Raw genomic sequence first — 13209 nt, 5'->3', positions numbered from 1 at the left:
TCCAGCCACCCGCCCGGCCGCCTCGACGCACAGTGGTCCGACCGGCCTCACTGCGCGGCCGGCTGGGCCGGCAGGTTGTACACGTGCTCGGGCGAGATGATCTTCGTGATGGCGTCGCCGAACAGGGTGCTGGGCTCCTGGTTGTCGTGCCCGATGTCGGTGTTCAGCACCACGACGAGGGTGGTCCGCGCGGACGGCAGGTAGATCGTCAGGGACTCGTAGCCGGGCAGGGAGCCGTTGTGGCCGATCCAGCCCTGCACGTCGAAGATGCCCAGGCCGTATCCCGCGCCCGGGATCGTGGTCGGCGGGGTGGTCAGCCGCTGCTTCTGCAGAGCGGGGCTGATCAGCCTGCCGCCGTCGGGCAGTTCACCCGTGGCCACCGTGCGTGCCCAGACGCGCAGATCGTCCAGGTCGGAGATCATCGCCCCGGCCGCCCAGCCCCAGGAGGGGTTCCAGTCGGTGGAGTTCTCGACCTTCCCGGTGGCCGTCTGGTTCGTGTAGCCCTGGGCGTGCGGCGAGGGGAACTCGCTGCCCGTGGGGAAGAGCGAGTGCTTCAACCCGACCGGATCCAGGACGCGTTGCTGGATGTACTCGGCGAGGGGGCGTCCGCTCGTCTTCTCGACGACCAGACCGAGCAGGATCAGATTGGTGTTGCAGTAGAAGAACTTCTCGCCGGGCGGGAACAGCACGGGGTGCTTGAAGCTGTAGTCGAGCAGCTGCTGCGGGGTGAACGGGCGGCGCGGGTCGGAGGTCAGGGCCTTGAAGAAGTCCGGGTCCTCCGAGTAGTTGTACAGTCCGCTGCGCATGCCGGCCAGCTGCCGCAGGGTGATCTTGTCGCCGTTGGGCACGCCGGCGATGTACTTGTCGATGGTGTCGTCGAGGCCGACCCTGCCCTGGTCGACGAGTTGGAGCAGCGCGGTGACGGTGAACGTCTTGGTCTCGCTGCCGATGCGCATGTACAGGTCCGGCGTCATCTTCTGGCCGGTGTCCTTGTCCGCGACGCCGAAGGACTTCACGTACTCGCCCCGGTCGGGCGTCCAGATGCCGACGCTCACGCCGGGGGTGCCCGTCTCCTTCTGGACCCGCTGCACGGCCTGGTCGATCTGTTCCTGGACGTCGGCGGTGAGCGCGCGGACGTCTCCCCCGGTCTGCGTCGGCGAGGGCTGGGCCGCAGGGGCGGCCGAGGACGGCTCGGCGGTGACCGCTCCGCCCACGGCGGGTGCCACCAGGGCCGCCAGGGCTGCGGCCACCAGGGTTCCCCTGCGCAGTCGGACACTCGGACGCGTCATGGGCTCACTCCTCCACGAGGAGACGAACGCCGCAGGCCACAGCCGCACCAACGGGTACGGGCCGCGTGCGGCCCATCGATCCCCAGCATAGAAGCGCCCCCGGGCGGCCGCCCGTCGGCGAGGCGGCGGCCGCGCCGTCACCGCCGTACGTGCAGATGCCCCGGCTGCGGATAGTCGGGCGGGGCGGCCGGCAGCACGGCGTCGAGGACATAGCCCGTCTTCTCCGCGACCCGGCAGGACGCCGTGTTGTCGCTCTGGTGGAGGAGTTCGAGACGGGTCAGGCCGCCGACGGCGGCGAAGGCCCAGTCCGTCAGCGCGGTCAGCGCACGGGGGGCCACGCCCTTGCCCCGCGCGTGCGCGGCCGTCCAGTAGCCGACCTCCGCCGAGGGACCGCCGGACGCCTTGAGCACCACGTTCCCGACCAGCGCCCCTTCCCCGCCGCCGGGTCGTGCTTCCAGCACGGCGAACGCGAAGCGCCGTCCCGAGGTCCAGCCCTCCTGCTGCGCGCCCAACCAGCGCGCCGCGCTCGCCTCGTCCCGGACGTCACCGCTCCCCCAGCGGCGCAGCACGGGGTCCCGGTGGAGGTCGATCAGGTCGGCGGCGTCCGCGGGGCGCCAGGGGCGCAGGACGAGGGCGGGGGCCGTCGCGGTCGCGACGGCCCCCAGCCTGACTTCGGCGTCGAACATGCCGAGCATCATAAGTGACCTGCTCATGAGCTCATCTGACGGATGCTCAGCCAGGCGGGCCCGAATCTCAGTCCTTGTTCTCCCCGCCGCCCGCCACCGGTGCGGTGAGGTCCGTCTCCTCGGGGAGCTCCTCGACGTCGACTCCGCGCACCTGTGACAACTCGTGCTTGAGGGCGGCGAGTTCGGCACCGCCGGCCATGTGGTTGGTGAGCTCCTCCAGGCTGACCTGGCTGCGCTCGGCCGACAGTTCCATCGTGCCGAGGCGCAGGACGCTGAAGTGGTCTCCGACCATGTAGGCGTGGTGCGGGTTGTGGGTGATGAAGATGACGCCGAGGCCGCGCTCGCGGGCGGCGGCGATGTACTTCAGGACCACGCCGGACTGCTTGACGCCGAGGGCGGCGGTGGGCTCGTCCAGGATGAGCACGCGGGCGCCGAAGTAGACGGCGCGGGCGATGGCGACGCTCTGCCGCTGCCCGCCGGAGAGGGTGCCGATGGGCTGTTCGAGGTCGTCGAGGACGATGCCCATGTTGCGCAGTTCCTCGTCGGCGGTCCTCTTCATCCGGTCGATGTCGAGGCGGCGCACGGGCCAGGGGCCCTTGGTCATCTCGGAGCCGAGGAAGAAGTTGCGCCACACCGGCATGAGGGGGACGGTGGCGAGGTCCTGGTAGACGGTGGCGATGCCGTGGTCGAGGGCTTCGCGCGGGGTGGAGAAGCGCACGGGCCGGCCGTCGACGAGGAACTCGCCCTCGGTGTGCTGGTGCAGCCCCGAGATGATCTTGATGAGGGTGGACTTGCCCGCGCCGTTGTCGCCGAGCACGCAGGTCACGTTGCCGGGGCGGACGGCGAGGTCGACCCCGTGGAGGGCGCGGATGTTGCCGTAGGACTTGCCCGCGTTGCGGAGTTCGACGAGGGGGTGCTCGCCGTCGGCGGACGGGGCGTCCATCAGGACGGCCCCGTGGGCGCCGGTGTCGTCGTCGGTCATGGCGGTCACCTCCGGGTAGCCGTGCGCTGGACCCACAGATTGATCAGGACGGCGCCGAGCAGCATCACGCCGAGGAACGCCTTGAACCAGTCCGGGTTCCAGCCGGCGTAGACGATGCCCTGCTGGACCATGCCGAACATGAACGCGCCGAAGACCGGGCCGATCGCGGAGCCGTAGCCGCCGGTGAGCAGACAGCCGCCGATGACGGCCGCGGCGATGTAGATCAGCTCCTGGCCGACGCCCTCGCCGGACTGCACGGTGTTGAACGTGAACAGCTGGTGCATGCCGACGAACCAGGCGCCGAAACCGACCAGCATAAACAGCGAGATCTTCGTGAAGGTCACCGGCACGCCGACGGCCCGCGCGGACTCCTTGTTGCCGCCGACGGCGAAGATCCAGTTCCCGTACCGGGTGCGCAGCAGCACCCAGGTCGCCAGCGCCGCGAAGACCAGCCACCACACGATGGTGATCTTCACCTGGACGCCGCCGACGTCGAACGTCGAGGCGAAGACGCTCTTGGCCTGGCTGAAGCCGTCCATGTCGCTGATGCCGTCGGTGGCCACGTCGCCGGTGACCAGCCGGGTGACGGCGAGGTTGACGCCCTGGAGGATCAGGAAGGTGCCGAGGGTGACCAGGAAGCTCGGCAGGCCCGTCCTGACGAGCATCCAGCCGTTGAACGCGCCGATCCCCAGGGAGACCAGCAGCGCGACGACCACACCGACCCAGACGTTCATGGTCAGCTGGTAGCTCAGCATGCTCGCGGTGAGCGCCGAGGTGATCACGGCGACGCCGGCGGAGAGGTCGAACTCGCCGCCGATCATCAGCAGGGCCACGGGCAGCGCCATGATCCCGATGGTCGACGACTGGTACAGGATGTTCGCCATCGAGCTCGCCTCGCGCACCGGCGGCGCGGCGAAGAGGAAGAACACGTACACCGCGGCGGCGCCGAGGAAGACGCCCACCTCGGGACGGGCCAGCAGCCTGAAGGCGAGCGGCCGACGCGAGGTGCGGCCGTCGGTCTGTCGCGGGCCGGAGGCCGGCGGTGCGCTCACCGCCGGCTCCGCATGCCGGGCCATGCTCATCACCGGGTGCCCTTCGCGGCGTACGAGCCCACCGCCTCGACGTTCGACTTGTCGACGAAGGCCGGGCCGGTCAGCACGGGCTGCTCGCCGCCGCCCATGTAGTTGCCGTTGTTCTTGTAGAGCCACAGCGAGTCGATCGCCAGGTAGCCCTGGAGGTAGGGCTGCTGGTCGACGGCGAACTGGATGGTGCCGTCGGAGATGGCGCTCGTCAGGTCCTTGTTGAGGTCGAAGGTGGCGATCTTCGCCTTGGAGCCGGCCTCGGACACCGACTGCACCGCCGTCAGCGCGAACGGGGCGCCGAGGGTGACGACGTAGTCGATGGCGCTGTCCTGCTTGAGCTTGGCGGTGATCGTCGACTTCACCGACGGCATGTCGGTGCCGTTGACGTAGAGGGTCTCGGTGGTGCCGGAGAAGGTCTTCTTCACGCCGTCGCAGCGCTGGGTGAGGCCGATGTTGCCCTGTTCCTGGACGACGCAGACCGCTTTCTTGGCGCCCTCCTTGTTCAGCCTGTTGCCGAGGGCCTCGCCGGCCACCGTCTCGTCCTGCCCGAAGAACTCCAGCAGGCCGAGGCTCTTCCACTCGCTGACACCGGAGTTGAGGCCGACCACGGGTATCTTCGCGGCCTTGGCCTTGGCGATGACGTCCTTGAGGGCGTCCGGCTTGGCGAGCGTGACGGCGATGCCGTCGACCTTCTGGTCGATCGCGTTCTGGACCAGGTTGGCCTGGTTGCCGGCGTTCGGGTCGTTGGAGTAGACGAGCTTGACGTTGTCCTTGGCGGCGGCGGCCTCGGCGCCCTTGCGCACGATGTCCCAGAAGGTGTCGCCGGACGCCTGGTGGGTCACGAGGGCCACCGTCATCTGCGGGGTGGTCGCCTTGCCTGCGGAGGCGCCGTCCGCGCTCTCCTCGGCCTTCTTGCCGCCGGAACTGCTGGAGCAGCCTGCGAGGGTCAGGGCCACCGCCGCGGCCATGGCCACGACCGGGGCGATTCTGCGGGAGCGGGCGGGAGACGAGCTGTCCATCTTTCCGGCACCTCACTGTGCGACGGGGGAACGACGGCCCGGACCTGGCGGGGTCGGACTGCTGCGCTGTTGGGACGGGATCAAAGTACGTGTTCAGCCCGCTGTCAATGCTTTGTTAAGACATCATTTCACGCAAAGGTCAGAATGTAAGTACAAAACATTGACAGCGTGATCACTCCGCCCCTGCATCTGAGGGGCGACCTACCCCGCGCGCAGCGGCCTCACCCGCGCCAGGACCGCGCTCCCGCCGGAGCCGGGGCCGCCCTACCGCGGGGCCATCCGCAGCGCGCCGTCCATCCGGATCGTCTCCCCGTTGAGGTAGTCGTGGTCGACGATCGCCAGCGCGAGCTTGGCGTACTCCTCGGGCAGGGCCAGGCGGCGCGGGAAGGGCACGCCGGCCGCGAGCGAGGCGCGGAACTCCTCCGAGACGGTGGCCAGCATCGGCGTCTCCACGATGCCCGGCGCGATGGTGCACACGCGGATGCCGTACTGCGCGAGGTCGCGGGCCGCGGGCAGGGTGAGGCCCACGACGCCTCCCTTGGAGGAGGAGTAGGCGGCCTGGCCGACCTGCCCGTCGTAGGCGGCGATGGACGCGGTGTTGACGATGACGCCGCGCTGCCCGTGCTCGTCGGCCTCGGTCCCGGCGATCGCCTCGGAGGCGAGGGCGAGCACATTGAAGGTGCCGACCAGGTTGATCTGGATGACCTTGGCGTACAGAGCCAGGTCGTGCACGCCCTTCTTGCCGAGGATGCGCGCCGACGGGCCGATCCCCGCGCAGTTGACGGCCGTGCGCAGCGGGACGCCCGAGCCGGCCGCGACGGCGACGGCGGCGCGCACCTGCTCCGGGTCGGTCACGTCGGCGGGCACGTAGGTGACGCCGTCGACCTCGGGGGCCTTGTCCACGCCGTCCTTGAGGTCGAGGGCGAAGACCCTGGCGCCGCGCCCGGCGAGCGCCGCGGCGGTGGCCGCGCCGAGGCCGGACGCACCGCCGGTGACGAGGGCGGCGGTGTTCTCGAGCTGCATCATCACTCCTTGCCGAGGACGGTGAGCACACCGCCCTCGCTCCGGTCCAGCGCACGAGAGATGATCATGCGCTGGATCTGGTTGGTTCCTTCGAAGATCTGCATGACCTTCGCCTCGCGCATGTAGCGCTCGACGGGGAAGTCGCGCGTGTATCCGTACCCGCCGAGGACCTGCACGGCGTCGGTGGTCACCTTCATGGCGTTGTCGGTGGCCACGAGCTTGGCGACGGACGCCTCCCGGGTGAAGGGCAGACCGAGGTCCTTCAGCCGGGCGGCGGCCAGGGCGGTGGCCCGCGCCGACTCGATCGCCGCACCCATGTCGGCGAGGACGAAGGCGAGCCCCTGGTGCTCGATGATCGGCTTGCCGAAGGTCTCCCGCTCGCGGGCGTAGCGCACGGCGTGGTCGAGGGCGCCCTGGGCGAGGCCGGTGGCGACGGCGGCGATGCCGAGGCGGCCGCAGTCCAGCGAGGCGAGCGCGATCTTCAAGCCCTGCCCCTCCTCCCCGATCCGCCGCTCCACGGGCACCCGGACGTCGTCGAGCCGCATGGTGGCGGTCGCCGACCCGGTCAGCCCCATCTTCCGCTCCGGCGGGTCGGCACTGAGCCCCGGGGTGTCCGCCGGGACCAGGAAGCAGGAGATGCCCTGGGTGCGGTGGTCCGAGGTGCGGGCCATGACCGTGTAGAAGTCGGCGTATCCGCCGTGGGTGGTCCACGCCTTGGCGCCGTTGAGGACGTAGGAGTCCCCGTCGCGCACCGCACGCGTGCGCATGGCCGCCGGGTCGGAGCCGGCGTGCGGCTCGGACAGGCAGTACGCGCCGAGGAGTTCGCCGCCGAGCATGTCCGGCAGCCACCTGCGCCGCTGCTCGTCGGTGCCGTAGCGGGCCAGCGGGAAGCAGGAGAGCGCGTGCACCGAGATGCCGACCGCGACGCTGGACCAGACCGCGGCGACCTCCTCCAGCACCTGGAGGTAGACCTCGTACGGCTGTCCCGCGCCGCCGTCCTCCTCGGCGAACGGCAGCCCGAGCAGGCCGCTGCGCCCGAGGGTGCGGAAGACGTCCCTGGGGAACGCGCCGTCCGCCTCCGCGTCGGCGACGCGGGGGGTGAGTTCCTTGGCGGCCAGGGTCCGCGTGAGCTGGACGAGGTCGACGGCTTCCTCGCTCGGCAGGGCGCGAGTGGCAGGCATGGCGACCTCCGCGGAGTAGTACTGGAAGTGATACTGAAGTGCGTACGAACGTATCATTCACAGTACGGCACACGGGCGTGCCGAGGCCATACGTGATCAGGTCGTATCCGGGCCGCGGGGTCCCGCCGGCTCCGCCGTCAGGAGGAGACGGCGTGCACGATCAGCGAGGCGAGCTGCTCGTACGCCTCAGCGTCGCTCAGCCCCGTGCGGGCCTTCAGCTCGCCCTGCTGGATCTGCCGCATGGTCGCGGCGGCGACCTCGCCGACGAACGCGGTGTGCACCTCGCGGAACGCTCCGTCCGAGACGCCCTCCGCGATCAGCCGGCGCACCCGCTCAGCGGCCATCCGCGTGTTCGCCTCGTACACCTCGCGCGCGGGCGGGAAGTCCGCCACGTCGTCCAGGAAGCGGCGGGAGAGCGGGCGCAACTGCTCGGCGACGGTGGTCAGGTACACCCGCACCCGGTCGGAGGGCTCGTCGGTCTGGGCGACCCGCTTCTCGACGGCCTCGGTGGCCCCGCGGAAGTAGTGCTTGACGGCCTCCACCACCAGCCCCTGCTTGCTGCGGGCCAGCTGGTACAGCGTGGTCTTCGAGCAGCGCAGCCGCACGGCGAGGTCGTCGAGGGTGAGGTCGGAGAACCCCTCCGCCGTCAGCAGCGCGACGAGTCGTTCCAGCAGGTCTGCCTGTCGGGCGGTACGGCGGGAGGACGGCGGCATGATCCCAGCCTATCCGCGCGCGCAACGCGCCAGAACACGCCGAAGCCGCCCTCCCGTGAACGGGAGAGCGGCTTCCGACCGCGATGTCGCCGGTCGGGACGACAGGATTTGAACCTGCGACCCCTTGACCCCCAGTCAAGTGCGCTACCAAGCTGCGCCACGTCCCGGTGCGCTTCCCGCGGAGCTCCGCGTGATCGCGCGAAGAGCACTTTACCCCACACCGGGCGGTGCTCCGAAGACGGCGGCGGCGCGGGACAATCGCCGTATGGACAGCGATCACCGAACGGGCGGCGCGGGAGACGGGAGCGGCGGCCGGAGCGCCGGGACGCGGGACCGGGACGAGGAGGGCCGGGCGCGCAACGCCAGGCCCCGGGACGGCCTGGGCAGGCCCCTTCCGTACGGCGCGACGGGCGTGGCCCGCCAGCCCGAGGGGGTCGTGCGGATGCCGGAGGAGTCGGTCGCCGAGGCGCAGGCCCTGCTCGACGAGGGAAAGCCGTTCCACGCGCACGAGGTGTTCGAGGACGCCTGGAAGTCGGGCCCCGAGGCCGAACGCGCCCTGTGGCGGGGACTCGCCCAGCTCGCGGTGGGCCTGACGCACGCCGCCCGGGGCAACGTGACCGGCGGGGCCCGGCTGCTGCGGCGCGGCGCGGGGGCCGTCCAGGAGTGGGCGGCGGACCACGGGCACGCGCGCCCGTACGGCATGGATCTCGACGGGCTGGCCCGCTGGGCGCGCGAGCTGGCCGAAGCCGTGGAGCGGACGGGCACGGCGGTCGACGCGCGCGAGTCGGCGCCCCGGCTGCGCTGAGCCCCCGCGACCGCCGGGGAGCCGGGCGTCGAGGCCGGTGTCAGTGGCGTGCGGCAGACTCGAAGACATGCGAAGGATCCACGTCATCGGCATCGGCGCGGGCGACCCCGACCAGCTGACCCTCCAGGCGGTCAAGGCCCTGCGCGACTCCGCCGTGTTCTTCGTGCTGGACAAGGGCGAGGCGAAGAGCGACCTGACCCGGCTGCGCCGGGAGATCCTGCGCACGCATCTGCCGGAGGGTTCCTACCGGGTGGTCGAGGCGCGCGACCCCGAGCGGGACCGCCGCGCGGACGGCGCCGCCTACGCCCCGGCCGTCGGCGACTGGCGGGAGGCCCGCGCCGGCCTCTGCGAGCGGCTGATCGGCGAGGAGCTGGGCGCGGACGAGACCGGCGCGTTCCTGGTCTGGGGCGACCCCGCGCTGTACGACGGCACCCTGGGCGTCCTGGAGGAGGTGCTCGCCCGGGGAAGGGTGGCGTTCGAGTACGACGTGGTGCCGGGGATCAGCAGCGTCTCGGCGCTCGCGGCACGGCACCGCACGGGGCTGAGCCGGGTGGCGCGGCCGGTGCAGATCACCACCGGGCGGCGGCTCGCCGAGGGCTTCCCCGAGGGGGTGGACGACGTGGTGGTGATGCTCGACGCCCACCAGGCCTTCCGGGCGTACGCCGACCAGGACGTCGACATCTACTGGGGCGCCTACGTCGGCACCCCGGACGAGATCCTCGTGTCCGGGCCGGTGGCCGAGGCCGGCCCGCGCATCGAGCGGTTGCGGGCCGAGGCGCGCGCCCGCAAGGGCTGGATCATGGACACCTACCTGCTGCGCCGCCGCCCGGACGATCGCTGATCAGCGCAGCAGCAGCTGCAGACCGCCGACCACGGTCGCCGCGATCACCAGTTGCTCGAAGAGGCGCTGGTTGATGCGGTCCACGGCCCACTTGCCGAGCAGCGCCCCGGGGACGACGAAGGCGACGAGCGTGGCGTCCAGCAGGAGCGAGCGGGCGTCGATGAGGCCGAGGCCCACGCTGAAGGGCACCTTGGAGACGTTGACGATGAGGAAGAAGAACGCGGAGGTGCCGAGGAAGCCGAGTTTGCGGAAGCCCGCCGACAGCAGGTACATCGACATCACCGGGCCGCCGGCGTTGGCGACCATGGTGGTGAAGCCGCCGAGGACACCGTAGGAGCGGGCCTTGATCCGGCCGGCCCGGGTGGCCACGCCGTCCGGTTCCGCGGCGGCTTCGGCGGTGCGCCGCCGCCACACGGTGACCGCGGCCATGAACAGCAGGATCGCGCCGATCGACGTCCGTACGACCGCGTCGTCGGCCCACGTCAGGAACGCCGTGCCGGCGACGACGCCGACGGCGACCGCCGGGAACAACCGCCACAGGGTGGGCCAGTGGGCGTGCCGCCGGTAGGTGAGGACGGCCAGGACGTCGCCGGCGATCAGGATCGGCAGCAGGACGCCCGTGGAGGCGCGGGCGGGCAGGACGGCGGCGAAGATCGCCAGGCTGACGGTGTTGGCGCCGCTGACCGCGGTCTTGGAGAAGCCGACGAGGACCGCCGCGCAGGCGAGCGCGGCGAACTCCCAGCCGGTGAGGTGCGTGATCGTGTTCATGCGGAGACCGATGCTAGATGCATCGAACGGCGGCGTCGGACACCGTCTCGCCTGGTGACCGCCGACGGGGTTCGGCGGCCGGCCCAGCGCGGGCGTCCGTCAGTGCCGTTCCACCAGCACCGCGCTCCCCTGCCCCACGCCCACGCACATGGTCGCCAGGCCGCGTTCCGCGCCCGTCCTGCGCATGCGGTGCAGCAGCGTCGTGAGGATGCGGGCCCCCGAGCAGCCCAGCGGGTGGCCGAGGGCGATCGCGCCGCCGCTGGGATTGACCAGGTCGGGGTCGATGCCCAGCTGGTCCACGCAGGCCAGCGCCTGGGCGGCGAACGCCTCGTTGAACTCGGCCTCCTGGACGTCGCCCACGCTCCATCCGGCGCGGGCCAGCGCCTTGCGGGTCGCGGGCACCGGGCCGATGCCCATCACGTCGGGGTGCACTCCGGCGGAGGCGCCGGCGACATAGCGCCCGAGCGACTCCAGGCCCAGGTCGTTCAGGGCCTCCTCGCTGACCAGGAGGAGCCCGGCGGCCCCGTCGTTCATCGGGGAGGCGTTGCCCGCGGTGACGGTGCCGCCGGGGCGGAAGACCGGCTTGAGCCCGGCGAGCTTGTCGTAGGAGGTGTCCTCGCGGACGGACTCGTCGGCGTCGACCAGCACGCCGTCGGGGCGGGTGACGGGCAGGAGTTCGTCGTCGAAGTGGCCGTCCTTGCGGGCCCGCGCGGCGCGCTGGTGGCTGCGCAGGGCGAAGCGGTCCTGGCGTTCGCGGGAGACGCCGTACCGTGCGGCGACCTCCTCGGCGGTCTCGCCCATGGCCAGCAGGCCGTGCAGGTCCTTCATCGCCGGGTTGACCAGACGCCAGCCGAGCCGGGTGTCGATGGTCTCCACGCGGTGCGGGAGGGCCTCGTCGGGGCGGGCCAGCACGAACGGGGCGCGGCTCATCGACTCGGAGCCGCCCGCGATCACGATGTCGGCCTCGCCTGCGGCGATGGTGCGGGCGGCGGCGGTGACGGCCTCCATCCCGGAGGCGCACAGCCGGTTCACGGTGGCGCCGGGCACGGTCTCGGGCAGGCCGGCGAGGAGCACGGCCATCCGGGCGACGTTGCGGTTGTCCTCGCCGGACTGGTTGGCGGCGCCCCAGTAGACGTCGTCGACGCGGGCGGGGTCGAGGGCGGGCACCTCGGAGACGAGGGCGCGCACCACGGTGGCGGCGAGATCGTCGGGCCGCACGGTGGACAGGGCGCCGCGCAGCCGGCCGATGGGGGTGCGGCGGGCGACGGCGAAGTGGACGGGACGCACGACAGGCACTCCTGATCGAGGATGCGCGGAGGGCGAGGACGCCTTTATTAGCACTGCTAGTTTCCGACTATAGACCGCCCGCACGCCCCTGGGAAGATCGCTCCCCGGTGAGCCTCCCCGAGTGGCGCGTATCGCGAGGACAGGCCGTGTTTGCGGGTGTTCGCCCTGGGCACCCGCGCGGTCATGGAGTGGTTGCGCAGCGCCGCCTGCGTGGGCGAGGACCCCGAGCTGTTCTTTCCCGTCGGCACGTCCGGCCCGGCCCTGAGGGACGCGGCGGACGCCAAACGCGTCTGCGCCCGGTGCAGGGTGACCGCCGCGTGTCTGGCCTTCGCCCTGGAGAGCCCGCCGACGTCGGGCGTCTGGGGCGGGACCGACGAGGAGGAGCGCGCCGAACTGCTCCGTACCGCACGTGACGACGCGAGAAGGAGAACCTCGGTATGACTGTCGTGAAGAGCCCGCTGCCCGAACCGGACCGTCAGGTCACCTTCGACGCGTTGCAGAGCACTCTCGTCGACCTGCTGGGACTCTCGCTGATCGGCAAGCAGGCCCACTGGAACATCGTGGGCCCCCGCTTCCGCTCGATCCACCTCCAGCTCGACGAGGTGGTCGCGACGACCCGCACCTACTCCGACACCGTCGCCGAGCGCGCCGCCGCCCTCGGCCTGCCGCCGGACGGCCGGCCGGAGACGATCGCGTCGGCGTTCACCCTGCCCGCCCCGAAGGACGGCTGGGTGCGCGACGAGGACGTCGTACAGGTGATCTCGGAGACGCTGGGCGCGGCGATCGGACGGCTGCGCGAGCGCATCGCGGCGACGGAGAAGGCCGACCCGGTGACCCAGGACCTGCTCATCGCCATCACCGCCGATCTGGAGAAGCAGCGGTGGATGTTCGAGGCGGAGAACTGGCAGCAGGGCGACTGACTCGCACCGACCGCATCGACAGCCCCGGTCCGGCCGCCCCGGCGGCGCGGGCCGAGCGGCGCCCGGACGGCACACGTACGACGCAGAACGACGCACGCGAACGACGCACGACGACGCACGGACGGAGGAGCACCGCATGACGGACGCCCTCGAACTCGACGCGCTGTGGGAGGACTTCCACCGCGTGGTCAACATGACCTCGCAGGAGCTGGCCGCCTGGCTGCGGGTGCGGGACGCCGACGAGAACGCGGAGCCGCTGCCCGACGAGGCGGGGACCGCGACCGGTCAGCACGTACTGGCCATCCTGCAGAAGCGGCGCACCGACCTCACCGAAGACGACCTGCGGGTGATGCACCGCGTCGTGGACACGGTGACCGAGCAGACCGACCTGGAGAACGAGCCGGCGGCCGAAGACACCCGGCTGCGCCACCGTCTGATGACGGTCGGCCACGACCCGCTCAAACCATGACCCTGGGGCCCTGAGCCCCCACACGTTCCACGAGGGGTGCGCGGCGCGCGCCGCGGGCCCCCCCTCGGCGGCAGCGCCGGGCGCGCACCCGCCGGTCGAGCCCCCCGGCGCTAGGGCGCCCCACGCCCGTTTGGTTTTTGGAAG

General features: G+C 71.6%; 15 protein-coding genes and 1 tRNA gene. 5 read left to right on the top strand and 11 right to left on the bottom strand.

Annotated features, from left to right (window positions below; all coding sequences use genetic code 11):
• Nucleotides 1-47: 47 nt before the first annotated feature.
• The 9 genes from ACFYXA_RS04225 to ACFYXA_RS04185 all read right to left on the bottom strand — a co-directional run bounded on the left by ACFYXA_RS04225 (nt 48) and on the right by ACFYXA_RS04185 (nt 8142).
• Nucleotides 48-1289 (bottom strand): serine hydrolase domain-containing protein, encoded by a 1242-nt coding sequence (locus tag ACFYXA_RS04225; protein WP_389028005.1) that lies wholly within the window; start codon nt 1287-1289, stop codon nt 48-50.
• Between the two features lie 137 nt (nt 1290-1426).
• Nucleotides 1427-2002, bottom strand: a complete 576-nt coding sequence (locus tag ACFYXA_RS04220; RefSeq protein WP_389028003.1) for a GNAT family N-acetyltransferase — start codon at nt 2000-2002, stop codon at nt 1427-1429.
• Between the two features lie 40 nt (nt 2003-2042).
• The gene (locus ACFYXA_RS04215; RefSeq protein WP_389028001.1) at nt 2043-2957 is read right to left on the bottom strand and encodes an ATP-binding cassette domain-containing protein; all 915 of its coding nucleotides are present in this window, start codon (nt 2955-2957) and stop codon (nt 2043-2045) included.
• Between the two features lie 5 nt (nt 2958-2962).
• Nucleotides 2963-4039: an ABC transporter permease gene (locus tag ACFYXA_RS04210; protein WP_389027999.1), complete on the bottom strand. Its 1077-nt coding sequence runs from the start codon at nt 4037-4039 to the stop codon at nt 2963-2965.
• Entirely contained in the window at nt 4039-5058 is a 1020-nt protein-coding gene (locus ACFYXA_RS04205; protein WP_352252871.1) for a sugar ABC transporter substrate-binding protein, read from the bottom strand. The genes ACFYXA_RS04210 and ACFYXA_RS04205 overlap by 1 nt, the downstream gene beginning before the upstream one ends.
• A 264-nt stretch (nt 5059-5322) precedes the next feature.
• Nucleotides 5323-6081 carry an SDR family NAD(P)-dependent oxidoreductase gene (locus tag ACFYXA_RS04200; RefSeq protein ID WP_389029051.1) on the bottom strand — a complete coding sequence of 253 codons (759 nt, stop codon included), beginning with the start codon at nt 6079-6081 and terminating at the stop codon, nt 5323-5325.
• A gap of 2 nt (nt 6082-6083) precedes the next feature.
• Nucleotides 6084-7262: an acyl-CoA dehydrogenase family protein gene (locus ACFYXA_RS04195; protein WP_352252869.1), complete on the bottom strand. Its 1179-nt coding sequence runs from the start codon at nt 7260-7262 to the stop codon at nt 6084-6086.
• Nucleotides 7263-7399: 137 nt separating this feature from the next.
• Nucleotides 7400-7975, bottom strand: coding sequence for a TetR/AcrR family transcriptional regulator (locus tag ACFYXA_RS04190; protein ID WP_130442957.1), 576 nt, complete (start codon nt 7973-7975; stop codon nt 7400-7402).
• Between the two features lie 93 nt (nt 7976-8068).
• Nucleotides 8069-8142, bottom strand: a tRNA-Pro gene (locus ACFYXA_RS04185).
• Nucleotides 8143-8240: 98 nt separating this feature from the next.
• Between ACFYXA_RS04185 and ACFYXA_RS04180 the strand changes: the two genes are divergently transcribed.
• Entirely contained in the window at nt 8241-8780 is a 540-nt protein-coding gene (locus tag ACFYXA_RS04180) for a DUF309 domain-containing protein (RefSeq protein WP_352252867.1), read from the top strand.
• 67 nt (nt 8781-8847) lie between these two features.
• On the top strand, nt 8848-9621 hold the full coding sequence (gene cobF, locus ACFYXA_RS04175) for a precorrin-6A synthase (deacetylating) (RefSeq protein ID WP_389027995.1): 774 nt from the start codon (nt 8848-8850) through the stop codon (nt 9619-9621).
• Here the strand turns inward: cobF and ACFYXA_RS04170 are convergent, their stop codons facing one another.
• Together ACFYXA_RS04170 and ACFYXA_RS04165 are read right to left on the bottom strand one after the other, a co-directional pair.
• Nucleotides 9622-10389 (bottom strand): sulfite exporter TauE/SafE family protein, encoded by a 768-nt coding sequence (locus tag ACFYXA_RS04170; protein WP_389027993.1) that lies wholly within the window; start codon nt 10387-10389, stop codon nt 9622-9624.
• A 99-nt stretch (nt 10390-10488) separates the two neighbouring features.
• Nucleotides 10489-11676: a thiolase family protein gene (locus tag ACFYXA_RS04165; RefSeq protein ID WP_389027991.1), complete on the bottom strand. Its 1188-nt coding sequence runs from the start codon at nt 11674-11676 to the stop codon at nt 10489-10491.
• 183 nt (nt 11677-11859) lie between these two features.
• On the opposite strand from ACFYXA_RS04165, the gene ACFYXA_RS04160 reads away from it, so the two are divergent.
• The 3 genes from ACFYXA_RS04160 to ACFYXA_RS04150 all read left to right on the top strand — a co-directional run bounded on the left by ACFYXA_RS04160 (nt 11860) and on the right by ACFYXA_RS04150 (nt 13065).
• Nucleotides 11860-12117, top strand: a complete 258-nt coding sequence (locus ACFYXA_RS04160) for a WhiB family transcriptional regulator (protein ID WP_388484176.1) — start codon at nt 11860-11862, stop codon at nt 12115-12117.
• The gene (locus ACFYXA_RS04155; protein WP_389027989.1) at nt 12114-12596 is read left to right on the top strand and encodes a Dps family protein; all 483 of its coding nucleotides are present in this window, start codon (nt 12114-12116) and stop codon (nt 12594-12596) included. The genes ACFYXA_RS04160 and ACFYXA_RS04155 overlap by 4 nt, the downstream gene beginning before the upstream one ends.
• A 136-nt stretch (nt 12597-12732) precedes the next feature.
• Nucleotides 12733-13065: a DUF3140 domain-containing protein gene (locus ACFYXA_RS04150; protein ID WP_351336670.1), complete on the top strand. Its 333-nt coding sequence runs from the start codon at nt 12733-12735 to the stop codon at nt 13063-13065.
• Nucleotides 13066-13209 lie beyond the last annotated feature (144 nt).

The sequence above is a fragment of the Streptomyces sp. NPDC002566 genome, assembly GCF_042889585.1.
Classification (GTDB): Bacteria; Actinomycetota; Actinomycetes; order Streptomycetales; family Streptomycetaceae; genus Streptomyces.
Note: the sequence above shows the minus strand (reverse complement) of the source record. Positions and strands in the feature narration are given on the sequence as shown.

What these genes read in the sequence shown, in the direction of transcription:
- ACFYXA_RS04225 (WP_389028005.1), bottom strand. Translation starts at nt 1,289, where the DNA reads ATGACGCGTCCGAGTGTCCGACTGCGCAGGGGAACCCTGGTGGCCGCA.
- ACFYXA_RS04220 (WP_389028003.1), bottom strand. Translation starts at nt 2,002, where the DNA reads ATGAGCAGGTCACTTATGATGCTCGGCATGTTCGACGCCGAAGTCAGG.
- ACFYXA_RS04215 (WP_389028001.1), bottom strand. Translation starts at nt 2,957, where the DNA reads ATGACCGACGACGACACCGGCGCCCACGGGGCCGTCCTGATGGACGCC.
- ACFYXA_RS04210 (WP_389027999.1), bottom strand. Translation starts at nt 4,039, where the DNA reads ATGAGCATGGCCCGGCATGCGGAGCCGGCGGTGAGCGCACCGCCGGCC.
- ACFYXA_RS04205 (WP_352252871.1), bottom strand. Translation starts at nt 5,058, where the DNA reads ATGGACAGCTCGTCTCCCGCCCGCTCCCGCAGAATCGCCCCGGTCGTG.
- ACFYXA_RS04200 (WP_389029051.1), bottom strand. Translation starts at nt 6,081, where the DNA reads ATGCAGCTCGAGAACACCGCCGCCCTCGTCACCGGCGGTGCGTCCGGC.
- ACFYXA_RS04195 (WP_352252869.1), bottom strand. Translation starts at nt 7,262, where the DNA reads ATGCCTGCCACTCGCGCCCTGCCGAGCGAGGAAGCCGTCGACCTCGTC.
- ACFYXA_RS04190 (WP_130442957.1), bottom strand. Translation starts at nt 7,975, where the DNA reads ATGCCGCCGTCCTCCCGCCGTACCGCCCGACAGGCAGACCTGCTGGAA.
- ACFYXA_RS04180 (WP_352252867.1), top strand. Translation starts at nt 8,241, where the DNA reads ATGGACAGCGATCACCGAACGGGCGGCGCGGGAGACGGGAGCGGCGGC.
- cobF (WP_389027995.1), top strand. Translation starts at nt 8,848, where the DNA reads ATGCGAAGGATCCACGTCATCGGCATCGGCGCGGGCGACCCCGACCAG.
- ACFYXA_RS04170 (WP_389027993.1), bottom strand. Translation starts at nt 10,389, where the DNA reads ATGAACACGATCACGCACCTCACCGGCTGGGAGTTCGCCGCGCTCGCC.
- ACFYXA_RS04160 (WP_388484176.1), top strand. Translation starts at nt 11,860, where the DNA reads ATGGAGTGGTTGCGCAGCGCCGCCTGCGTGGGCGAGGACCCCGAGCTG.
- ACFYXA_RS04155 (WP_389027989.1), top strand. Translation starts at nt 12,114, where the DNA reads ATGACTGTCGTGAAGAGCCCGCTGCCCGAACCGGACCGTCAGGTCACC.
- ACFYXA_RS04150 (WP_351336670.1), top strand. Translation starts at nt 12,733, where the DNA reads ATGACGGACGCCCTCGAACTCGACGCGCTGTGGGAGGACTTCCACCGC.